General features: G+C 67.0%; 20 protein-coding genes. 13 read left to right on the top strand and 7 right to left on the bottom strand.

The genetic code is table 11. The annotated features are described in order from the left end of the window. Positions 1–94: 94 nt before the first annotated feature. The 8 genes from dapF (at position 95) to choX (ending at position 8,529) form a co-directional block, all read left to right on the top strand. On the top strand, positions 95–922 hold the full coding sequence (gene dapF, locus QM682_RS13085) for a diaminopimelate epimerase (protein ID WP_415130437.1): 828 nt from the start codon (positions 95–97) through the stop codon (positions 920–922). After that, complete coding sequence (gene mtaB, locus QM682_RS13080; RefSeq protein ID WP_415130435.1) at positions 919–2,178, top strand: tRNA (N(6)-L-threonylcarbamoyladenosine(37)-C(2))-methylthiotransferase MtaB; 1,260 nt, start codon at positions 919–921, stop codon at positions 2,176–2,178. The genes dapF and mtaB overlap by 4 nt, the downstream gene beginning before the upstream one ends. 160 nt (positions 2,179–2,338) lie before the next feature. Beyond that, entirely contained in the window at positions 2,339–3,256 is a 918-nt protein-coding gene (locus QM682_RS13075) for a histone deacetylase family protein (RefSeq protein ID WP_415130433.1), read from the top strand. Further along, entirely contained in the window at positions 3,253–3,489 is a 237-nt protein-coding gene (locus QM682_RS13070) for an exodeoxyribonuclease VII small subunit (protein WP_415130431.1), read from the top strand. Before QM682_RS13075 ends, QM682_RS13070 begins: the two co-directional genes overlap by 4 nt. Then, on the top strand, positions 3,489–4,352 hold the full coding sequence (locus QM682_RS13065; RefSeq protein WP_415130429.1) for a polyprenyl synthetase family protein: 864 nt from the start codon (positions 3,489–3,491) through the stop codon (positions 4,350–4,352). Before QM682_RS13070 ends, QM682_RS13065 begins: the two co-directional genes overlap by 1 nt. 24 nt (positions 4,353–4,376) lie before the next feature. Continuing rightward, complete coding sequence (gene dxs, locus QM682_RS13060; RefSeq protein WP_415130427.1) at positions 4,377–6,305, top strand: 1-deoxy-D-xylulose-5-phosphate synthase; 1,929 nt, start codon at positions 4,377–4,379, stop codon at positions 6,303–6,305. A 120-nt stretch (positions 6,306–6,425) separates the two neighbouring features. Then, positions 6,426–7,379, top strand: coding sequence for a COG3650 family protein (locus tag QM682_RS13055; protein WP_415130425.1), 954 nt, complete (start codon positions 6,426–6,428; stop codon positions 7,377–7,379). Positions 7,380–7,569: 190 nt separating this feature from the next. Beyond that, positions 7,570–8,529 (top strand): choline ABC transporter substrate-binding protein, encoded by a 960-nt coding sequence (gene choX, locus QM682_RS13050; RefSeq protein WP_415130423.1) that lies wholly within the window; start codon positions 7,570–7,572, stop codon positions 8,527–8,529. A gap of 42 nt (positions 8,530–8,571) precedes the next feature. On the opposite strand, the gene QM682_RS13045 is transcribed toward choX, so the two are convergent. Both QM682_RS13045 and QM682_RS13040 read right to left on the bottom strand, forming a co-directional pair. After that, the gene (locus tag QM682_RS13045; protein ID WP_415130421.1) at positions 8,572–9,621 is read right to left on the bottom strand and encodes a glycosyltransferase 61 family protein; all 1,050 of its coding nucleotides are present in this window, start codon (positions 9,619–9,621) and stop codon (positions 8,572–8,574) included. Between the two features lie 34 nt (positions 9,622–9,655). After that, the gene (locus QM682_RS13040) at positions 9,656–9,970 is read right to left on the bottom strand and encodes an antibiotic biosynthesis monooxygenase (protein ID WP_415130419.1); all 315 of its coding nucleotides are present in this window, start codon (positions 9,968–9,970) and stop codon (positions 9,656–9,658) included. 212 nt (positions 9,971–10,182) lie between these two features. On the opposite strand from QM682_RS13040, the gene QM682_RS13035 reads away from it, so the two are divergent. The 5 genes from QM682_RS13035 (at position 10,183) to QM682_RS13015 (ending at position 14,360) form a co-directional block, all read left to right on the top strand. Continuing rightward, positions 10,183–10,758: a DUF1269 domain-containing protein gene (locus QM682_RS13035; protein ID WP_415130417.1), complete on the top strand. Its 576-nt coding sequence runs from the start codon at positions 10,183–10,185 to the stop codon at positions 10,756–10,758. A gap of 51 nt (positions 10,759–10,809) precedes the next feature. Then, positions 10,810–11,583: a monofunctional biosynthetic peptidoglycan transglycosylase gene (mtgA, locus tag QM682_RS13030; protein WP_415130415.1), complete on the top strand. Its 774-nt coding sequence runs from the start codon at positions 10,810–10,812 to the stop codon at positions 11,581–11,583. Positions 11,584–11,660: 77 nt separating this feature from the next. Then, positions 11,661–12,350 (top strand): glutathione S-transferase family protein, encoded by a 690-nt coding sequence (locus QM682_RS13025; RefSeq protein WP_415130413.1) that lies wholly within the window; start codon positions 11,661–11,663, stop codon positions 12,348–12,350. Further along, positions 12,331–13,389, top strand: a complete 1,059-nt coding sequence (gene queG / locus QM682_RS13020; protein ID WP_415130411.1) for a tRNA epoxyqueuosine(34) reductase QueG — start codon at positions 12,331–12,333, stop codon at positions 13,387–13,389. The genes QM682_RS13025 and queG overlap by 20 nt, the downstream gene beginning before the upstream one ends. Further along, positions 13,386–14,360, top strand: a complete 975-nt coding sequence (locus QM682_RS13015) for a DMT family transporter (protein WP_415130409.1) — start codon at positions 13,386–13,388, stop codon at positions 14,358–14,360. The genes queG and QM682_RS13015 overlap by 4 nt, the downstream gene beginning before the upstream one ends. A gap of 10 nt (positions 14,361–14,370) precedes the next feature. Here the strand turns inward: QM682_RS13015 and QM682_RS13010 are convergent, their stop codons facing one another. From QM682_RS13010 to galE, 5 genes are read right to left on the bottom strand one after another with little or no spacing between them, the layout of a single operon-like run. Then, complete coding sequence (locus tag QM682_RS13010) at positions 14,371–15,759, bottom strand: hypothetical protein (protein ID WP_415130407.1); 1,389 nt, start codon at positions 15,757–15,759, stop codon at positions 14,371–14,373. 1 nt (position 15,760) lies between these two features. Next, a complete protein-coding gene (locus QM682_RS13005) occupies positions 15,761–17,464 on the bottom strand; it encodes a beta-1,6-N-acetylglucosaminyltransferase (RefSeq protein WP_415130405.1) in 1,704 nt (567 codons plus the stop codon). Further along, positions 17,461–18,486: a glycosyltransferase family 2 protein gene (locus QM682_RS13000; RefSeq protein ID WP_415130493.1), complete on the bottom strand. Its 1,026-nt coding sequence runs from the start codon at positions 18,484–18,486 to the stop codon at positions 17,461–17,463. The genes QM682_RS13005 and QM682_RS13000 overlap by 4 nt, the downstream gene beginning before the upstream one ends. Before the next feature lie 53 nt (positions 18,487–18,539). Continuing rightward, on the bottom strand, positions 18,540–19,751 hold the full coding sequence (locus QM682_RS12995) for a glycosyltransferase family 4 protein (RefSeq protein WP_415130403.1): 1,212 nt from the start codon (positions 19,749–19,751) through the stop codon (positions 18,540–18,542). Next, positions 19,741–20,739 carry a UDP-glucose 4-epimerase GalE gene (galE, locus tag QM682_RS12990; protein ID WP_415130401.1) on the bottom strand — a complete coding sequence of 333 codons (999 nt, stop codon included), beginning with the start codon at positions 20,737–20,739 and terminating at the stop codon, positions 19,741–19,743. The genes QM682_RS12995 and galE overlap by 11 nt, the downstream gene beginning before the upstream one ends. Between the last annotated feature and the right edge of the window lie 2 nt (positions 20,740–20,741).

The raw sequence follows: 20,741 nt of genomic DNA, 5'->3' as shown, positions 1-20,741 counted from the left end.
TCACGGGGGGCTAACTAGGGTCAGCGGCGGGTGGGGTCAAGCGGAAAAATCACCACCTCTGGCAAAAACTTTCGGACGGGAGTATGGGGGCGCCATGGAACACCAGCAAAACCTGACCGATGCCCGGCCCCTGCCCTTCATGAAGATGCACGGGCTGGGCAATGATTTCGTCGTCATCGATGCGCGCGCGACCGGCAAACTGCCGGAGGCGGGGATCGTCACGGCCATGGCCGACCGTCATCGCGGCGTCGGCTTCGACCAGTTGGCCGTGATCCTGCCGGGCGAAAACGCCGATGCGCGGCTGGTGTTCTATAATGCCGATGGCTCGTTTTCGGCGGCATGCGGCAATGCCACCCGCTGCGTCGCGCGCTATCTGCTGGACCGGACGGGCACGCGGGCGCTGCGGCTGGCCACCGATCATGCGGTGCTGCTGGCCCAGGATGCGGGCGATGGCCTGACCCGCGTCAACATGGGGCCGCCGGTGCTGGACTGGGCGGCGATCCCGCTGGCGCGGGATCTGGACCTGCTGCATCTGCCCATCGAGGGCGATCCGGTGGCGACCGGCATGGGCAACCCGCATCTGACCTTCTTCGTGCCCGATGCGGCGGCGGTGGACCTGGAACGCTTCGGCCCCGCGCATGAACATCACCCGCTTTACCCCCAGCGCACCAATGTCGAGGTGGTTCAGATCGTCTCGCCCGACGAAATCATCCTGCGCATCTGGGAGCGGGGGACGGGCATCACGCTGGCCTCGGGCTCATGCTCCTGCGCGGCGGTGGTGGCGGCGGCGCGGCGCGGATTGACCGGGCGGCGGGTCAGGGTGAACGTGCCCGGCGGCACCCTGCATATCGACTGGCGCGAGGACGGCGTCTGGATGACCGGCCCGACCGCCCATGTCTTCGACGGGGTCTGGCACGGATGAACGTCAAGCCGCCCGTATTCGCGACCCTCGGCTGCCGGCTGAACGCCTATGAGACCGAGGCCATGCGCGAGATGGCCGAGGCCGCCGGGCTGCAAGGCGCGGTGATCGTGAACACCTGCGCCGTCACCGCCGAGGCGGTGCGCAAGGCCCGGCAGGAGATCCGGCGTCTGGCACGGGAAAACCCCGGCGCGCCCGTCATCGTCACCGGCTGCGCGGCGCAGACCGAGCCCGAGACCTTCGCCGCCATGGCCGAGGTCAGCCGCGTCATCGGCAACCACGAAAAGATGCAGCCGCAGACGTGGCAGCGCATCCAGGCCCCCGACCTGATCGGCCAGACCGAGAAGGTCCAGGTCGACGACATCATGTCCGTGCGCGAGACGGCCGGCCACCTGATCGACGGCTTCGGCCGCCACCGCGCCTATGTCCAGGTCCAGAACGGCTGCGATCACCGCTGCACCTTCTGCATCATCCCCTATGGCCGGGGCAATTCGCGCAGCGTTCCGGCCGGGGTGGTGGTCGATCAGATCAAGCGGCTGCGGGACCGGGGCTTCAACGAGGTGGTGCTGACCGGGGTGGACCTGACCAGTTGGGGCGCCGACCTGCCGGGCCAGCCGAAGCTGGGCGATCTGGTCATGCGCATCCTGCGGCTGGTCCCCGACCTGCCGCGCCTTCGCATCAGCAGCATCGACAGCATCGAGGTGGATGAGAACCTGATGCTGGCGATCGCGACCGAGCCTCGGCTGATGCCGCATCTGCACCTGTCCTTGCAGGCGGGCGACGACATGATCCTGAAGCGGATGAAGCGCCGCCACCTGCGCGACGACGCGATCCGCTTTTGCGAAGAGGCGCGCCGCCTGCGCCCCGGCATCGTCTTCGGCGCCGACATCATCGCGGGCTTTCCGACCGAGACCGAGGCGATGTTCGAAAACAGCCTGAAGCTGGTCGCCGACTGCGGGCTGACCTTCCTGCATGTCTTCCCTTATTCCGCGCGCAAGGGCACGCCGGCGGCACGGATGCCGCGCGTGCCCGGCCCCGCGATCAAGGAACGCGCCGCGCGGCTGCGGGCGGCAGGCGATGCCGCCCTGCGCTTGCATCTGGATGCGCAGATCGGGCGGACCCGCACGATCCTGACCGAAGGTCCCCGCCTGGGGCGCACCGAGCACTTCACCGAGGTCTCGTTCGACCGCGACATGCCCGAAGGCAGCCTGCTGGAGCTGGCCATCGCCGGCCATGACGGGCAACGGCTGACCGCCTGATGGGGGGCCGGGGCTGTGACCATGAAAGCGGCTGATCGCGGGAAGGCTCCTTCCTGCTGCAAAGCGGCTGGGCATTTGCCTTGCGGCTGAGCGAATCTTTACGGCAAGCGCAAGAACACCCTTTTGCCCAGGGAAAATGACCTGCATAATCGTCAAATCCATGACACTCTTGTATACTCATCCCTTGGGCCTTCGGCATGTGACGCCGCCCAGCCATCCCGAACAGCCCACGCGGCTGACGGCGGTGCTGGACGCGCTGCAAGACCTCGCGCTCGAACATCGCATCGCGCCCGATGCCGAGGATGAGGACATCCTGCGTTGCCACCCGCTGACCTATCTGTCGATGATCCAGCGCAAGGTGCCGGATCAGGGTTGGACCATGCTGGACCCCGACACCTATCTGTCGGCCGGAAGCCTTGCCGCCGCGCGCCATGCGGTGGGCGGGGTCGCGGCGGCGGTGGACGCGGTGCTGGCGGGCGAGGCGCCGAACGCCTTCGTCGCGATGCGTCCGCCAGGCCATCACACCGAGCGCGCCAAGGCGATGGGCTTTTGCATCTTCAACTCGATCGCGATCGGGGCGCAGCGGGCGCTGGACCATCACGGGCTGGACCGGATCGCGGTGCTGGATTTCGACGTGCATCATGGCAACGGCACCCAGGATCTGCTGTGGAGCGAGCCGCGCGCGCTTTTCGCCTCGACCCATCAATACCCGCTTTATCCCGGCACCGGCGCGGCAACCGAGCGCGGCACCCATGGCCAGATCATGAACCTGCCGCTGCACGCCGGCACCGACGGGGCGCCCGCCCGCTCTGCCTGGCAGGGGATCTGCGAGCGGGTGGCGGACTGGCAACCCCAGCTTGTGCTCGTCTCGGCCGGGTTCGACGCCCATGCCGCCGACCCGCTGGCGACCCTCGCCTGGGACGAGGACGATTTCACCGCCATCACCCGAATGATCTGCGACACGGCGGCAGGTTGCGCGGCCCCTGTGGTATCGGTGCTGGAAGGCGGCTATGATCTGGCCGCTTTGGGCCGCTCGGCGCGCGCCCATGTCCAGGTGCTAAGGGAGACGACCTCGTGACCAAGATCGACGACATGTCCTTTGAAGAGGCGATGAAAGAGCTTGAGGCGACGGTCGGCAGGCTTGAGCATGGCGAGGCCACACTTGAGGAATCGATCAAGCTTTACGAGCGCGGCGCGGCCCTGCGCACGCATTGCGACAAGGTGCTTCGCGCCGCCGAGGAGCGGGTCGAGAAGATCACGCTGGCGGCCAATGGCCAGCCAGCAGGCACGGTTCCGGTCGAGGGGCTGTGATGCGGGAACGTCTGGCCGAGGTGAAGGCGCTGGTCCAGTCCGGCCTGGACGAGGCGATGTCCAATCTGCCTCGGGGCCAGCTTGCCGATGCGATGCGCTATGCCTGTCTGGGCGGCAAACGGTTGCGGGCCTTTCTGGTGATGGAATCGGCGCGGCTGCACGAGCTGCGCGACCGCGAATCGCTGCCCGTCGCCGTCGCGGTCGAGGCGCTGCACGCCTATAGCCTGGTCCATGACGACCTGCCCGCGATGGACGATGACGATCTGCGTCGCGGCCTGCCGACCCTGCATGTGCAATGGTCCGAGGCAACCGCCATCCTGGCCGGGGACGCGCTGCAATCCCTGGCCTTCGGCCTGCTGACCGATCCGGTGATCGGCCCGCCCGATGCGCGGCTGGCACTGATCCGCATGTTCTCGGACGCGGTGGGCGGGCGCGGCATGGTCTGGGGCCAGGCGCTGGACATCGCCGCCGAAACCGCCGTCGAACCTCTGGACCTGGCCGCGATCAAGCGGCTGCAAGGGGCCAAGACCGGCGCGCTGATCCAGTTCTCGGCCGTCTCGGGCGCGATCATGGCGGGCGAGGATCATGGCCCGCTTTCCGATTACGCCCGCCATCTCGGCCTCGCCTTCCAGATCCAGGACGATATCCTGGACGTGATCGGCGAAGAAGCCGAGATGGGCAAGCGCCTGAAAAAGGACGACCAGGCGAACAAGGCCACATTCGTCTCGCTTCTGGGGCTGGAGGGGGCGCAGGAAAAGGCGCGCAAGCTGTCCCGCGCCGCCGAGGCCGCGCTTGCCCCCTATGGCGAGGCGGCGGGAAACCTGCGCGCCCTGGCACGTTTCGTCGTCGAACGCGACGCCTGACATCCGCGAATGAAAGGGTCAGCCATGAGCCAGACCAACGATCACCGCCCCGCGACCCCGGTTCTGGACCGGATCCACCTGCCCGCCGACATGAAGACGCTGAGCGACCGCGAACTGGCGCAATTGGCCGACGAGCTTCGCGCCGAGACGATCAGCGCGGTATCCGTGACCGGCGGCCATCTGGGCGCGGGACTGGGCGTGGTCGAACTGACCGTGGCGCTGCATGCCGTCTTCGATACGCCGCGCGACAAGATCATCTGGGACGTGGGCCATCAATGCTATCCGCACAAGATCCTGACCGGCCGTCGCGACCGCATCCGCACGCTGCGGACCGAGGGCGGGCTGTCGGGTTTTACCAAGCGGTCCGAAAGCGCCTATGACCCGTTCGGGGCGGGGCATTCGTCCACCTCGATCAGCGCCGCTCTGGGTTTCACCATGGCGCGCGAGCTTGGCGGGGATCCGGGCGACGCCATCGCGGTGATCGGCGACGGCGCCATGACGGCCGGCATGGCCTTCGAGGCGATGAACAATGCCGGCGATCTGGGCAAGCGCCTGTTCGTGGTCCTGAACGACAATGAAATGTCCATCGCGCCGCCGACCGGGGCGCTGTCGCGCTATCTGACCCGGCTTTACGCGGATGGCCCTTTCCAGGAGTTGAAGGCCGTGGCCAAAGGTGCCGTGGGCTTCCTGCCGCCGCCCCTGCAAGAGGGCGCCCGCCGCGCCAAGGAGATGCTGAAAGGCGTCACCGTCGGCGGCACCCTGTTCGAGGAACTGGGCTTTTCCTATATCGGCCCCGTCGATGGCCATGACCTTGAACAGCTTCTGCCCCTGTTCCGCACGCTCAAGGCGCGGGCGACGGGGCCGGTGCTGATCCATGCGGTCACGAAAAAGGGCAAGGGCTATGCCCCGGCCGAGCGCGCCGCCGACCGCGGCCATGCCACCGCCAAGTTCGACCTGGCGACCGGCACGCAGGCAAAGGCGAAATCGAACGCGCCCAGCTATACCTCGGTCTTTGGCACGGCCCTGGTCGATCAGGCCAGCCGCGACGACAAGATCGTGGCGGTGACGGCGGCGATGCCGGACGGCACCGGCCTGAACCTCTTTGCCGAGCGTTTTCCCCGCCGCTGCTTCGACGTGGGCATCGCCGAACAGCACGCCGTGACCTTCGCGGCCGGGCTGGCGGCGGGCGGGATGAAGCCCTTCTGCGCGCTTTATTCGACCTTCCTGCAACGCGGCTATGACCAGGTGGTCCATGACGTGGCGATCCAGCGCCTGCCCGTGCGCTTCGCCATCGACCGCGCCGGCCTGGTCGGCGCGGATGGCGCGACCCATGCCGGCGCCTATGACGTGGCCTTCCTGGCGAACCTGCCCGGCTTCGTGGTCATGGCCGCCGCCGACGAGGCGGAACTGGCCCATATGGTCGCCACCGCCGCCGCCCATGACGACGGCCCCATCGCTTTCCGCTATCCGCGCGGCGAGGGCATGGGCGTCGAAATGCCCGAGCGCGGCCAGCCGCTGGAAATCGGCAAGGGCCGCGTCATCTGCGAGGGCAAGCGCGTCGCGATCCTGTCCTTCGGCACGCGGCTGGGCGAAGTCATGCGCGCGCGCGAGGAATTGCTGGCCTCCGGCATCTCGCCCACCGTGGTCGACGCGCGTTTCGCCAAGCCCCTGGACCGCGACCTGATCCTGCGCCTGGCGCGCATGCATGAGGCGCTGATCACCATCGAAGAGGGGGCGATCGGCGGCTTCGGCAGCCTGGTGGCGCAGCTTCTCTCGGACGAGGGGGTGTTCGACGCCGGCCTGCGCTTCCGCCAGATGGTGCTGCCCGACACATTCATCGACCATGCCAGCCCCGAGGCCATGTATCGCGGTGCCCGCATGTCCGCCCCGGACATCAAGGCCAAGGTGCTTGAGGTTCTGGGCGTGGCGCAGCTTCAAGGCAAGCGCGCATAGGCGGATTTCCGTCCATCCTCGGCGCCCCGGCATTACCGGGCGTTGATGAATCACCAAGCCCTTGATGTTATCCTTTTTTCGAAAGCGGCGACCTCCGCCGATTCCGCCAATGAGGTTTCCATGTTCCGTATCCTGTTGACCGGGCTTCTTCTGTCCCTGCCCGCCGCCGCGCTTGCCCAGCAAAGCGACAGCGACCCGGCCTCGGATCAGCCCAAGGCTGCCGCCCCGGCGGCGGAAACCGTGGCCAAGCCGGTTCCGAAACCCGCCGAGGCGGCGAAGGCGGCCGAAGCCGAACGTCCAGAGGACAAGCCCAAGGCCGCGCCGGTGGAAAGCCCGCCGCCGCCCGCCCCGGTTCCCGCCCCCGCGACCCAGCCGCCCGCACAGCCCCCGACCCCGAAACCCGAGACCGAGGCTGGGGCCAAGCCAGCCCCCGCTCCCGCCTCCGACGCGCAGGCGCAGGCGCAGGCCGCGCCAGGCGCCGGGACCCCGCCAGCCCCCAGCCAGGCCCTGACGAACGACCTGCCGAACCTCTTCGATGTCACCGTGATCGAAACCTGGGACACGCTGAACGTGCGCGAAAGCCCGGACGGTCAGGCCAAGGTCATCGCCACCCTGCCCGCGACCGCCAAAGGGGTCGAGCTTCTGGCCCGCGATCCCGGCGGCAAATGGGGCAAGGTGAATGCGGGCGAGCACTCGGGCTGGGTGGCGCTGCGCTTTCTCAAGCAGCAGGCCGGCGTCTGGCAGCCCGCCGCCATCCCGCAAACCCTGGCCTGCGCGGGCACCGAACCCTTCTGGTCGCTCAAGGCCAGCAAATCCGGCATGACCTTCGCCGAACCGGACCAGCCCGACCGCGCCCTGTCGCTGCGCAAGGTGCTGGATCGCGGGATCGAGGGAGAGCCGACGCGCGGCCTGATCGCGGGCGACGACAAGTCCCGCTTCACCGCCTTCATCCGCCCCGCGCAATGTTCGGACGGCATGTCGGATCGCGGCTATGCGCTGGCCGTCTCGGTCATCGTGGACGGCCAGGACATCCCCTCGCGCATGCTGAGCGGCTGCTGCTCGATCGCGCGCTAGCCGGGGCGACGGCGGGCACAAGGTGCAAGGCGCGGGAAAGGCTTTCCCCGCCCCTGGGCGGCGGCGATGCGTGCCGTCTCTTTTGATCGGGGCCACCGCCCTCGGGCTTGCATCCCGAAACGCGCTATGGGTTGATGCCGCGAACGCGCGCCCGGTAGGTGCGCCTTGAACCAACCAACAGGAGTTCGCCATGTCCCGCCCCCCGCATCTTGGCGCCAGCGCGCTGGCCCTTGTCCTGACCGCCGGCCCTGCCCTGATCGCCGGCCCCGCCCTGGCCCAGGATCCCGCCAACTGCGCGGCCGTGCGCCTGTCCGACCCCGGCTGGACCGATATCACCGCGACCAATGGCGTCGCCAACGCCCTGCTGGCAGGACTGGGCTACAAGCCCGAGATCAAGACCCTCTCGGTCCCGGTCGGCTACGAGGCGCTGAAGAAGGGCGATACGGATGTCTTCCTGGGCAACTGGATGCCCGCGCAGCAGAAGTTCCGCGACGACCTGGAAGCCTCGGGCAAGACCGAGGAACTGGTCCAGAACCTTGCCGGCGCCAAGTTCACCCTGGCCGTCACCGATAAGGCCAAGGATCTGGGGGTCAAGGATTTCGCCGATCTGGACGCGCATAAGGACGCTTTCCAAGGCAAGATCTACGGCATCGAGCCGGGTGCCCCGGCCAACCAGTCCATCGCCAAGATGATCGAGGAAAACAAGTTCGGCCTGGGCGATTGGGAACTGGTGGAATCGGGCGAACAGGCGATGCTGGCGCAGGTCGCGCGCAATGACGGGGCGGGCACGCCCTCGGTCTTCCTGGCCTGGGCGCCGCACCCGATGAACGTTAACCTGAACATCACCTATCTTTCCGGCGGGGATGCGGAATTCGGTCCCGATTTCGGCGGCGCCACGGTGCATACGGTCGCGCGCAAGGATTGGGTCGCGCAATGCCCGAACGTCACCCGACTTTTCAAGCAACTGGTCTTTACCGTCGATCAAGAGAACCTGCTGATGGGCAAGATCCTGGACGAGGGCGCGGATGCGACCGATGCCGCCAAGGGCTGGATCGCCGAAAACCCCGATGCGGCCGCGAAATGGCTGGACGGCGTGACGACGCTGGACGGCCAGCCCGGCGCCGATGCGGTCATGGCTTCGGTGAAATAGACGCGCGCGGCCCGGCATCACCGCCGGGCCACCGTTCCGGGGCTAGAACAGGTCCAGCGTCCGGGCCAGATCGTCCCAGTCCAGGGTAAAGACCGAATCGTTGCCCTGGGCCACGACCAGGCCATAGCGTTGGCCCAGCCGGTCGGAAAGCTGCTTGAGCGTCGCCGCGACCCGGTCGGGCGGCTGGATCGGCAGGATCGCGGCATCCGGGGGCGCGGCGATGATGCCATGGACCAGGTGGCTGCCCTCGACGCCGACAATGGCTTGGGCGGCACCGCAAGCCTCGATCAACTCGTCCACCGTGGCGGCCAGCGGGTCGATCACCAGAAAGCCGCGCTCGGCCGCCAGGCGCTCGGCCAGGTCCCGTTCGTTGCGCAGATGGCGCAGGTCGCCGCTTTGCCCGCGCAGCAGGAAGACGCCCGGCACCGGCCTGGGCGCACGGCCAGCCAGCAGCGCCTCGCGCATCTCGCACTGGCGGCGCCAGCGGTCGGCATTGTTCGCCAGGTCGCCAAGCAGGATCAGTTCGTCGAAATGCACGTCGCCCTGAATGCGGCCCGGCGCGATGCCCAGGATCTGCTCATAGCGGGCGGCATGGCTGCCGGGTTTCGGCGCGGGCGCGGTGGTCATCGCCATGCCGGTCGCCCGCGCCAGCGGCCAGCTTGTGGTCGCATCCATCAGCCAGCTTCCGAACCAGCGATTCGTCGTCCAGGTCTCATACAGGGCGGCGCTAAGGGTCTGACGGGGACGGAAGGCCAGGCCGAATCGACGCGCGCGGCCGCGCAGATGCATCTCGGCGCCGGGGCGATAAAGCACCCCGTCCACCAGATCGACACCGCGAAAGCGCCAGCCCATGGTCGGGCCTTCGCGCGCCTCGCCGTCGCGGGTCAGCGCCTCGACCGTCTCGGGCAGGGTGGCGAAGACCGTGGCACGGATCCGCTCGATCTGGCCGGGCAGCGCCAGGGCCGGGCGGAAACGCAAAAGCCCGCCCGGCGCATGTTCCCAGGTTTCCAGCGCGCCTTCGGCAAAACCCGGCTCGGGGCGGTTCAGCAGCCTGCGCATCCGGGCGCTGTAGGAGCGAAGCGGGTTCAGCATCGAACGGCCCCCGCGGGCGGTCGCCGCGACGCCATCAGGCGCGATCCGCCGCGCGGCCCTCGACCAGCACCGGCGCGAAGAGGCGTTTGCTGCGACGCGACGCGCAAAGCGGATCGATCAATTCGATGCATTGGCGGTAATGCGGCGTCGTCAGATGCGCCTCAAGCGCGGCCTGATCCTGAAAGATCTCATAGACCGAAAAGCGGTTCTCATCCTCGGGGTCGCATAGCAGATCGAAGCGGATATTGCCCGGCTCTGTCCGCGCGCCCTCATAGTTGATGCGGAACGCCTGGATGAAGGCGTCGCGCGCACCTGGGCGCACTTCGATCTGGACAAGCTGGATCAGCATGGAAAACCTCGCGAAAAATGGCCTGGTGACGATGCGCCCATTTGGCACGAATTGGCGGCCCCATGACAAGAGCGGAACCGCCCTCAGCCTGGGTAACCCGCGTTTTTGCCGTCAGAAGACCCGCCGGACCCCGCGAAGCGGGAACGAAGCGGTGCCGCCCCGCGTTGCTTGTCGGTCCCCTTTGACGATTGCCATGAAAAAAAGGAGAAGCCATGTCCGATCTTCTTGTGATCGCCTTCGACGACGAGGCCAGCGGGTTCGAGTTGCGCGGCGAACTGGTCAAACTGCAAAAGGAATATCTGATCGAGCTTGAGGATGTCGTGGTCGTCACCCGCCCCTCGGCCGAGGATGTCCAGCTTCATCAGGCCGTGAACCTGACCGCCGCAGGCGCGATCGGGGGCGGGTTCTGGGGCACACTGGTCGGGCTTCTGTTCTTGAACCCGCTTCTGGGCGCGGCGGTCGGCGCCGCCTCGGGCGCCGTGGCCGGGCGTTTCACGGATACGGGCATCAACGACGATTTCATGCGCGAGCTTGGCCATTCGATCCAGCCCGGCGGCTCGGGCGTGTTCATCCTGCTGCGCAAGATGACGGGCGACAAGGTGCTGGCCCGGCTCGAAAGCTTCCACCTCAGGGGCCGGGTGCTGCAAACCTCGCTGCCCGAGGCACAGGAAGAGAAACTGCGGGAAGCCTTCGCCGGCGGCAAGCTGGGCACCGCGCTTGGCGTGCCGCAGGCGGATGCGGCGGCAAAGGCGCCCGAACCCGCCCCCGCGCCCAGTCCGGTGGGCTGATCCGCGCGCAATCGCTTGACGCAAAGGGCATGGCCGTGACAGGACGCGGCCATGCCCCGCCGTATCACCATGCCCCCAGAGGACCCCGAGGCGCTGACCGAGGATCTGCCGCAGCCACCGGCGCGGTCTTCGCGTGCCATGCGCCCGCTTAACCGCGCCCTGCGCCGGGGCTGGGGTTGGGTGCGCTGGCTGGGCCTGCGGCTGATGGCGCTGATGTTCGTGCTGGTGCTGCTCTTTTCCTTCGTCAACCCGCCGACAAGCTGGACCATCCTTCAGGGGCAATGGGAGTTCCCCGGCCGCGCCGAACGGCAATGGACCGACATGGACCGGATTTCGCCCCATATGGCACGGGCGTTGGTCGCCGCCGAGGATGCGAATTTCTGCGCGCATTGGGGATTCGACATGCACGAGATCCGCAAGGTCGTGGCCTCGGGATCGTCGCGCGGTGCCTCGACCATCACACAGCAGGTGGCCAAGAACGTGTTCCTGTGGCAGGGGCGAAGCTGGCCGCGCAAGGTGATGGAAACCGTCTACACGCCGATGATCGAGGCGCTTTGGTCCAAGCGCCGCATCGCCGAGGTCTATCTGAACCTGGCCGAGTTCGGGCGCGGCGTCTTCGGCGTCCACGCCGCCGCGCAATATTACTTCAAGACCACCCCCGACAAGCTGAGCCTGGCGCAGGCGGCCGCGCTGGCCTCGATCCTGCCCGCGCCCAAGACGCGCAATCCTCAGACCGGCTCGGCGCGGACGCGCTCGATCATGTCGGGGGCGCAGACGATCCAGGCCGACGGGCGCGACAGCTGCCTTCTGCTGATCCCACGCTAGCCCCGCCATCGCGGTTGAAACGCCGGCGCGCGAGGCGTATCACCGGGGGCAGCCCGTGAAACAGCCGGTTTTTCCCAATGAACAATTCCTCGCCCAATTCCACGATCCGCCTCTATCACATCGCGCTGTCGCCCTTTTGCCGCAAGGTGCGGCTGGTGCTGGCCGAAAAGCGCATCGAGGTCGAACTGGTCGAAGACCGCTATTGGGAGCCGGGCTCCGAGGTTCAGCGCCGCAATCCGGCCGGCAAGCTGCCAGTGCTGCGCATGGATGGGCGGCTGATGGCCGAAAGCCAGGCGATCTGCGAATACCTGGACGAGACCTATCCCCACCCCGCCCTGATGCCGCATTCGGCCATAGACCGCTATGAGGTGCGCCGCCTGTGCGCCTGGTTCGATGACAAGTTCAACGCCGAATGCACCCGCCCGGTGATGAACGAACGGGTCTGGAAGAAGGTCATGCGCGCCGGCTACCCGGACAGTCGCACCGTCAAGGCCGGATTGGCCGCGATCCGCCATCACATGGATTATATGAAATCCCTGCTGGAACATCGCCGCTGGCTGGCCGGAGACGTGATGACCCTGGCCGATTTCGCCGCCGCCGCGCATCTGTCCTGCCTGGACTATATCTCGGACGTGGACTGGACCCATTCGACCGAGGTCCAGGAATGGTATGCCAAGATCAAGTCGCGCCCCGCCTTCCGCAGCATCCTGGCCGATCACCTGCCGGGCGTCCATCCGGCGCCGCATTATGCGCTGCTCGACTTCTAGACAGCCGCTTTCCGACCCGGCCGAGATCCGCTCCCGGCTGGAAGCGCAGGCACGGGCCGAGGGTTTCTCGGCCCTTGGCATTTGCGCCCCCGACGCCGCGCCCGACCTGCCCCGGCGGCTGGCGGCCTTTCTGGACGATGGCCGCCACGGCCAGATGGAATGGATGGCCGAGCGGACGCATTGGCGTGCCTCGCCCGCCAGCCTGTGGCCCGAGGCGCGCTCGGTCATCATGCTGGCCGAGCTTTACACCCCCGAACACGACCCGCTGGAGATCATCCGCCACAAGGATCGCGGCGCGGTCAGCGTCTATGCCCAGGGCAGAGACTATCACGATCTGGTCAAGAAGCGGCTGAAGCGGCTGGGGGGCTGGCTGGTCGGACTGACCGGGGCCGAGATCAAGGTCTTCGTCGATACCGCGCCCGTCATGGAAAAGCCGCTGGCCCAGGCGGCGGGGCTGGGCTGGCAGGGCAAGCACACCAACCTTTTGTCGCGCGAACTGGGAAGCTGGTTCTTCCTGGGCGCGATCTTCACCACGCTGGACCTGCCCAAGGATGCGCCCGAGCGCAGCCATTGCGGATCCTGCCGGTCCTGCCTGGACGCCTGCCCCACCGGCGCCTTTCCCGCGCCCTACCAACTGGATGCGCGGCGCTGCATTTCCTACCTGACGATCGAGCACAAGGGGCCGGTCGATCCCGAACTGCGCCCGCTTCTGGGCAACCGGATCTATGGCTGCGACGATTGCCTGGCGGCCTGCCCCTGGAACAAGTTCGCCCAGGCCGCGACCGAACTGCGCTATCACGGCCCCCATGGCGGCCCGGCCCTGGCAGAGTTGGCCGCGCTGGATGATGCCGGGTTCCGGGCGCGCTTCTCGGGCAGTCCGATCAAGCGCATCGGACGCGGCCGCATGGTCCGAAACGCGCTTTATGCCATCGGCAATTCTGGGCTTGCACATCTGCGCCCGCTGGCAGATGCCTTGCGCGACGATCCCGACCCCACCGTTGCCGATGCCGCGGAATGGGCCAGCCAGAAACTGAAATGAGCCTGAAGAAGCCCCTTCCGCCCCCCGCCCAGACATCGCCGCCAAGCCCCTTGCACGGCATCATGCTGAAATGCGCCAGCGTCTTTGTCTTCACCCTGATGGCGACGCTGATCAAGGCGACCTCGGCATCCGGCCTTGGCGTGCCTCCTGGGCAGCAGGTCTTTTTCCGCTCGTTTTTCGCGATCCCGGTGATCCTGGCCTGGCTGGCCTGGCGGCACGATCTGGACGTGGGGCTGAAGACCCATCGTCCGATGGGCCATTTCCTTCGCGGCGTGATCGGCACCGCCGCGATGGGACTAAGCTTCTGGTCGATGGCGCTGCTGCCCTTTCCCGAGGTCACCGCCATCGGCTATGCCGCGCCGCTGCTGACGGTGATCTTCGCCGCCATGTTCCTAAGCGAGAAGGTGGGGGCGTTTCGCGCGGGCATGGTCGCGCTGGGGCTTCTGGGCGTGATCATCGTGCTTTGGCCGCGCCTTGGATCCGTGGGGGCGCAGCCGGGCCTGCGCCAAAGCCTGGGGGCGGTGGTCACGCTGGCCGGGGCGGTCTGCACGGCGCTTGCCATGATCTTCGTGCGCAAGCTGGTCCGGCAAGAGCGCACATCGGCCATCGTCTTCTGGTTCTCGATCACCTCGACGCTGCTCAGCCTGCTGACCCTGCCCTTCGGCTGGGTGATGCCGGATGCGGGCACGGCGGTGCTGCTGGTGCTGATGGGGCTGCTGGGCGGGCTGGGGCAGATCCTGCTGACCTCGGCCTATCGCCATGCCGACGCCTCGCTGATCGCGCCGTTCGAATATGTCTCGATGCTGCTTGCCATCGTCATCGGCTGGCTGGTCTTTTCCGAGGCGGCGACGCCGAACATGCTGGCCGGCGCCGCGCTGGTCATGCTGGCGGGCATCCTGATCATCTGGCGCGAGCACAAGATGGGCCTGGAACGCCCGCATCAGCGCAAGGCGATGACGCCACAGGGCTAAAGCGGCTGGGCTAGGGCTTGCCCCCGAAGCCAAAGGCGACGTAATCGCGCAGATAGGCTTTCCTCGCCGCCCCGCGCAGGGATTGTTCCGAAAGAAACGCCGGAAAGACCTCGGGCGCGGGCATGTCGGCGGGCTTGCCGATCCCGGCACTGGCCGCAAGCCAGGGCAGATCCCGCGCCAGATCTGCCTCGCGCAGGACCATGTCGGGACTACCGAACCGGGCATAGCCCGCCAGGATCTCGGACTGGCTGGCCCAGCCGGGATAGACCGGCAGCGAGGTCTGGCCGTTCAGGTTGCGGCGCAGGAAATCCAGAAACGCCTCGAAAAGCTGGGCCTTGCGGGCATCGTCCAAGGCGCCAAGCTCGGCCTCCGGGGGCAGCGGCACACGGTGGATCTGGCGCATCAGCGCGCGCAGTTCCACGTTCCCGCCGGTCAGCAGCGAGTCAAAGGCCGACCAGGCGCGCAACAGCGGATGGCGCAGGACGGTGAAGCTGCGATGCCCGGCATGGTCGCGCTTCCATTGCCGCAGCGCGTTCTGGTTCATCTTGCCCTCGACCGGCCCCATCGCGCCCAGCCAATCCTGCACCGGCTCCGATGGCCCGCCCTTGACCGGCATGAAGACCAGCCCCCGCCCGGCCCCGGCCACCAGGAAGCTGGGCACGTTCGGCCCCTTGCGCGGCTCGAAATTCGGGATCTTGCGCAGCAGGAAAGGGTCCAGCCGGGCAAGCTCGGCCTCCATCTCGGCGAAATTCTCGACCTTCTCGGACAATTCGCGCGGGTTCTGCGGCACCTGGTCATTCGCCGGCTCGACCCGCTCAAGCTCGGTCCGGCCCAGCCAATGCAGCAGACCCGTCATCACCTCGGTGTCGCGAAGATCCTCATAGCCCAGCCAGAAGGCGCTTTGCCCCGAGACCTGGAGCCGGCGCATGACGCCAAGCTGGAACTCCTCGACCACGCCCAGGGCCTGGCGGAACTCGGCGCCGTCGAAGCGGATGGCGGCGGGAATCGGGGTCTCGGTCTCGTTCAGTTTCCATTGGTTCGTCTGCCGTGCAAGCGCGGTCGAGACGAAGCTGTCCAGCGGATTGCGGGTCAGGATGATCTTGGCGCAAGCCCGGTCATCCAGGATCGCGTCCAGAACGCGCGGGTCGTGGTCGTGGAAATAGCGAAAGCCCGGCAGGTGGTTCGGCTTGTCCCAAAGCGCGTGCAAAAGCCGGTGCGGGTCCGCCTCGCGCTCGGCCATGGTGACGCCCTTCAACTGGTCCTTGTCGGGCCAGCCCATCATGAAGGGGTTGAACGCCTCGCCGAAGCAGGTGACGCGCTTGACCGCGTTCAGCGTCGCCTCAAGCAGGTTCGATCCGGTCCGCATCTCGGCAAAGATCACGAATCGCTGAAAGGTCATGTCAGAAAGCATCCTTGCTGGGCACCGGGTCCGAGACGGGGAAATCACCCATCAGTTGCGGACGCAACCCCGCATTGCGCAGACGTTGCAGGAATCTTCCCATCCCGGCCAAGTCGCGCATCTCGGGCAGGTTCGCCGCCATCTCGGGATCGGCGCCAAGATGGCGCAGGACCACGCGCAGGATCGCCACCGGGCGGGCGCAGAAATCGCCCAGATCCCAGATCCGTGTCCGGGCCTTCAGCCAGACCGAATTCAGGATCTCGACCTGGGCCAGCTCGGTGCGTTGCAGGATGGCGGCGGCGCGGCGGATATCGTCGAAGGGCATGCCGGAATGCAGCAAGGGCAGCGCCCAGGCCCCCGTGATCACAAAGATCCGCGCATTCGGATCGGTGGCCATGAACCAGTTCATGCCCTGCTGGTCACGGGGGCTGTATTGCATGATCTGCATCCGGTGCTGGATGCGGATCAGGTTGGCGACGAAGCCGCGCGGGTCCATGTCGCGGATCAGCGCGCTGTCCGACAGCCCCCCCGGCCCGATATGGCCGCGCCCGGCGAACTCGACGCCGTGCTGCGCCCAGATATGGCCATGCACATCGGCATCGACCCTTTCGCCCAGCCAGCTTTCGAATTCCGGGAAAATGTCGCTGAAGCCTTGCAGCACCGCATAGGGAGCCGAGGTCTTGCCGTTCTCGCGGTCCTTCTGGGGATAGCGGCTTTGCATGTAAAGGCCGGGCCGGCCCAGACGGCGGCGGGCGACGGCCTGGCTGATCACGCGGTCCAGACGCTCGGGCTGAGGCTCGGTCCAGGCGGGCACGCCATGAACCGGGCGCGGGAAATGCGCGTAAAGCCCGGCGGCATTGGGCCAGATCTTGCGGGCGATGAAGCAGCGCGATTCCTCAAGGATGTGGCGATGATCGTCGTAAAAGACGTAAGGCTTGCCCTGGCCGTCGAACTTCGCCAGCGTCAGCGACCGGCTTTCGATGCGGGTCGAATGCACCCGCGCCAGAGTCTGGAAATAGCTCTCGTCCGGGATCCAGACGCGGTTGAAATAGCGGTCGAATTCGGGCCGGCGCGGATCCTTCAGAATCGCTTCCAGCGTGATCCGGGTCAGGCACCACCATTGCGAACCCAGATGCGGCACCAGCCCGTCGGGAATGCGACGCGCGATCTTCCAGCGCCGTTGCAGATCGACATATCTGTCGAACAGCCGCCGGTGCTTGCGATAAGCGAAGGGGAAGCGCAGGGTAAAGCGTTCCTCGTTCAGCCCGCCCATGGTCCAGCCCACATCCTCGGCGGTGACGCTTTCGATGAAGTCCCGCGTCGGGTGCTGCGCGAGAAACGCCGTCAGGTCCGAGACCGGACGCAACGGCAGGCAGGAACCCGAGACGCAGATCACATGCGTCACCTCGGGGAACCGCTCCAGCAACAGGCTCGCCGCGTCGATGGTTGCCCGGACCAGGCTGAACGTGCCCCATTCGCAGGAATGGCGCATGGAAAACACGATGTTCGGCGCGCCGCCCAGATCGGCTGCCATGGCCTGCATCGCGCCGCGCTCGACCTTGGCATCGACATGAATCGCGACCGGCGCGCCGCCCTGCACCCAGACCTGCGCCATGCGCGTGGCGGTGGGTATCTCGTTATGGCACAGCATCACGACGCCCAGCTTCGGCAGCGGCACGGCCTGACCAAGGGGGACGGCGCTCATGCCCAGTTCCCCTTGGAGATCAGTCCAAGATCCTCAAGCTGGCGCCAGTCCTCGTAACGGCGCGACTGTTCGCACCACAGATCCACCTCCGAGCGCAGCCCGGTGTGATAGGCGACATATTCTTGGCTGTCCGAGTAATGCTGCCGCCGCCGAAGCTCTTCATCGGCCTTCTGCGCGAAGGTGGACAGGAACTTGGCGTGCAGCAGGCAGCCCGACGCCTTCTCTCCGCCATCCTCGTCATAAACCAGATTCAGCGAGCGGGGCAGCAGCATATGCGTCGAACTAAGATAAGCGTAGCCGCGTTCCCAGCGCACCAGCGGGATCTTGTTCAGTGCCGGCCCCTTCTCGGGCTCGTGCGGAAAGAAGATCCGGCCCCGCGGGCCGCCCTGGATCCACAGGTTCCAATATACGCCATTCTTGCGGATGGTATAATTCGCCGGATCGAACCAGCAGGCGATCTGGAACGGATCCTGCCCCTCGCGATAGGGCTGGGCAGAAATCGCGCCCTTGGGATACATGTCCAGCAGCATCGCCGAAAAGGACTTCAGCGCCGAGGCGTCCAGCCAGTCGGTCAGCGCCCGCAGGGGCCGCGAATCATGATGCGGATAGATCAGGAATTCGTCGGGATCAACCGTCAGGCACCAATGCCCCGCGCCATAGCGGTGCAGCAGCCAGTTCATCCAATCCATGCCGAAGCGCGATTCGCGATAGCCCGAATGGGTCAGCCACAGCGATACGTCGGACTGCCGCGCCAGATATTCGCGCCCGCCATCATCCGAGCCATTGTCCACCACCAGGAAGTGCTGGACCCCGATCTTGCGGTAATAGTCCAGGAAATAGGGCAACCGCACCGCCTCGTTCCGCATGGACATGAAAAGCAGGATGTCGCCCGGCCGGATGCGCCGGGTATGGATCGAGACCGGCTTCAGCCTGCGCCGACGCCGGATTGCGCGCGCCAGCAGGTATTGCCTGAGGGCACGAAGTCGCAGTTTTCGGCGCAGGATCCTGACCAGGCGAGGCAATTCGATCTTCACTTTCTGTTCGGCATAGCGTCGGCCACTCAGGGCTGCAATCTTTACCTCATCGCCTGGGCGACAAGTTGGAAGTGACTGTCCCATTGCTGCACCGGATGGGCGGGGCCGCGCCAAGGCGGTCGGGCCGCCATGGTCATGATCTCCGCCGCCCAGGCGCCGGGATCGTCGGCGGGCAGATAGCGGGCGTAATCGCCCAGCAGTTCCCGCGCGGCGGGAAGCGGGGCGCAAAGGACGGGAATGCCGCGCCCCGCCGCCTCGGTCAAAGGCAGGCCATAGCCTTCGGCACGGCTGGGCATCAAAAGCCCGTGACTGCGGCACAGAAGCTGGGCCAGCGCCGCGTCCGCAAGGTCGTTCAGTTCACGCACGGGGCCATCCTTGGGCAGGGCGTCCAGCCGCGCGAAGGTCTGATGATTCTCCCACCCCCGGCGGCCGGCGATGATCAGGCCGGGCACACGGTCGGGCGGCAGGCGCCGGGCCAGCTCCTGCCAGGCATCCAGCAGCAGAGCGTGGTTCTTGCGCGGCTCTATGGTGCCGATGGTCAGGAAAAACGGAGATTTCAGGTCCAGGCCCAGGTCCAGATCCGAGGGCGCGGCCAGACGGGTGCCGATAGGCGTGGCGATCACCGGGGCGCGGTCGGGCAGTCCCATCGCCTCGCGCCAGCGCAGAAGATCCGCGCGCGTCGCGCGCGAGATCGTCAGGATCAGATCGGCCTCGCGCAGCACGGTTCGGATGCGGGCGCGGAACTTCTCGGACTGGCCGGCGCGGGTATATTCGGGGTGATCCAGCGGGATCAGGTCATGGATCAGCGCGACCCGGCGCAGCGGCGCAAGATTGGACCACAACGCCGAAGAGATATTGCTGTGGCCGACATTCAGATAGATGGCCGGGCCCAGCCTGCGCCGGGCCCGCGCGGCCATGCCGCGCCCGCTGGCGCCCGTCCGCGCCAACGCCATGCGCCGCAGCGCGCGATGCGCCCGCTGGATCGCGCCGGTCCGGCCCCGCAGCCGGTCCCAAAGCCCCGGTCGCGGCAGATCCCCCTGCCCGGCCAGCCAGGACAGAAGCGCCGCCCCGGCCTGGGGCGGCAGCAAAAGCTGCCCGCGCGGCACGCGAGCCAGCAGCAGATGCGGAATGCCCGCCTGGGCCAGATGGGCCAGCCATTCGGCCTCAACCCGGTCGATGCCAGTGGCAGGCCCCTGCCCCAGGCGCGAGATCAGGCGCGAGATGTCCAGCAGGATCGCCGGATCAGGCGCCATAACCGCCGTTCTGGTGCCAGCGCCAGGCGTCCGCGACCATCTGCTTCATGGTCGAGCGCGCAGGCTTCCAGCCCAGGACCGAAACCGCCTTTTCCGAGCCCGAGACCAGCTTGACCGCATCGCCGCCACGGCGCGGGCCTTCGGCCATAGGCACGGGGCGGTTGGTGACATGCTTGGCTTCGGCCACCACCTCGCGGACCGAAAAGCCGTTGCCTGTGCCCAGGCAGAACACCTCATGCCCGCCCTCGGCCACCTTGCCGGCCAGCAGGTGGCGCAGGCCCAGCACATGCGCGTCAACCAGATCCATGACATGAACATAGTCGCGGATGCAGGTGCCGTCGGGGGTCGGATAATCGGTGCCGTGGATGGTCAGTTCGGCCCGCTTGCCGTCGACGGCGTCCAGAATCAGCGGGATCAGATGCGTCTCGGGCTGGTGAAACTCGCCCACCTCGCCATCCGGGTCGGCGCCGGCCACGTTGAAATAGCGGAAGATCACCGATTTCAGCCCATCCGAGGCACCAAAATCCTTCAGCATGTCCTCGATCGCGCGCTTGCTGGCGCCATAGGCATTCAGCGGGGTCTGAACGGTATTTTCGTCCAGAACCACGCCGTCATGGTCGCCGTAAGTGGCGCAGGTCGAGGAAAAGACGAAGTTCTTCACCCCGGCGGCCAATGTCGCCTCGATCAGGTTCAGCGAGGCGCTGACATTGCCGCGCCAGTATTTCCCCGGCTCGCGCATGGCCTCGCCCACCTGGCTCAGCGCGGCGAAATGCATCACCGCGACCGGCTTGTGGATAGCAAACACCTCGTTCAGACGCGAGCGATCCATCAGGTCGCCCTGCTCGAAGGGACCGAATTTCACCGCCTCGCGCCAGCCGGTGCCGAGATTGTCGAAGGTGACGGGGACAAACCCCGCGTCACGCAACGCCTTGCAGGCATGCGAACCGATATAGCCCGCCCCACCCGTAACCAGAACCGAATGCGACATGA

Source organism: Paracoccus sp. (in: a-proteobacteria), from assembly GCF_047605025.1.
In the GTDB taxonomy this organism is placed as follows: domain Bacteria; phylum Pseudomonadota; class Alphaproteobacteria; order Rhodobacterales; family Rhodobacteraceae; genus Paracoccus.
The sequence above is the reverse complement of the archived record's forward strand: the minus strand, read 5'-3'. Positions and strand labels throughout refer to the sequence as shown.

Coding starts and splice junctions, on each gene's coding strand:
- dapF (WP_415130437.1), top strand. CDS start 95: ATGGAACACCAGCAAAACCTGACCGATGCCCGGCCCCTGCCCTTCATG.
- mtaB (WP_415130435.1), top strand. CDS start 919: ATGAACGTCAAGCCGCCCGTATTCGCGACCCTCGGCTGCCGGCTGAAC.
- QM682_RS13075 (WP_415130433.1), top strand. CDS start 2,339: ATGACACTCTTGTATACTCATCCCTTGGGCCTTCGGCATGTGACGCCG.
- QM682_RS13065 (WP_415130429.1), top strand. CDS start 3,489: ATGCGGGAACGTCTGGCCGAGGTGAAGGCGCTGGTCCAGTCCGGCCTG.
- dxs (WP_415130427.1), top strand. CDS start 4,377: ATGAGCCAGACCAACGATCACCGCCCCGCGACCCCGGTTCTGGACCGG.
- QM682_RS13055 (WP_415130425.1), top strand. CDS start 6,426: ATGTTCCGTATCCTGTTGACCGGGCTTCTTCTGTCCCTGCCCGCCGCC.
- choX (WP_415130423.1), top strand. CDS start 7,570: ATGTCCCGCCCCCCGCATCTTGGCGCCAGCGCGCTGGCCCTTGTCCTG.
- QM682_RS13045 (WP_415130421.1), bottom strand. CDS start 9,621: ATGCTGAACCCGCTTCGCTCCTACAGCGCCCGGATGCGCAGGCTGCTG.
- QM682_RS13040 (WP_415130419.1), bottom strand. CDS start 9,970: ATGCTGATCCAGCTTGTCCAGATCGAAGTGCGCCCAGGTGCGCGCGAC.
- QM682_RS13035 (WP_415130417.1), top strand. CDS start 10,183: ATGTCCGATCTTCTTGTGATCGCCTTCGACGACGAGGCCAGCGGGTTC.
- mtgA (WP_415130415.1), top strand. CDS start 10,810: ATGCCCCGCCGTATCACCATGCCCCCAGAGGACCCCGAGGCGCTGACC.
- QM682_RS13025 (WP_415130413.1), top strand. CDS start 11,661: ATGAACAATTCCTCGCCCAATTCCACGATCCGCCTCTATCACATCGCG.
- queG (WP_415130411.1), top strand. CDS start 12,331: ATGCGCTGCTCGACTTCTAGACAGCCGCTTTCCGACCCGGCCGAGATC.
- QM682_RS13015 (WP_415130409.1), top strand. CDS start 13,386: ATGAGCCTGAAGAAGCCCCTTCCGCCCCCCGCCCAGACATCGCCGCCA.
- QM682_RS13010 (WP_415130407.1), bottom strand. CDS start 15,759: ATGACCTTTCAGCGATTCGTGATCTTTGCCGAGATGCGGACCGGATCG.
- QM682_RS13005 (WP_415130405.1), bottom strand. CDS start 17,464: ATGAGCGCCGTCCCCCTTGGTCAGGCCGTGCCGCTGCCGAAGCTGGGC.
- QM682_RS12995 (WP_415130403.1), bottom strand. CDS start 19,751: ATGGCGCCTGATCCGGCGATCCTGCTGGACATCTCGCGCCTGATCTCG.
- galE (WP_415130401.1), bottom strand. CDS start 20,739: ATGTCGCATTCGGTTCTGGTTACGGGTGGGGCGGGCTATATCGGTTCG.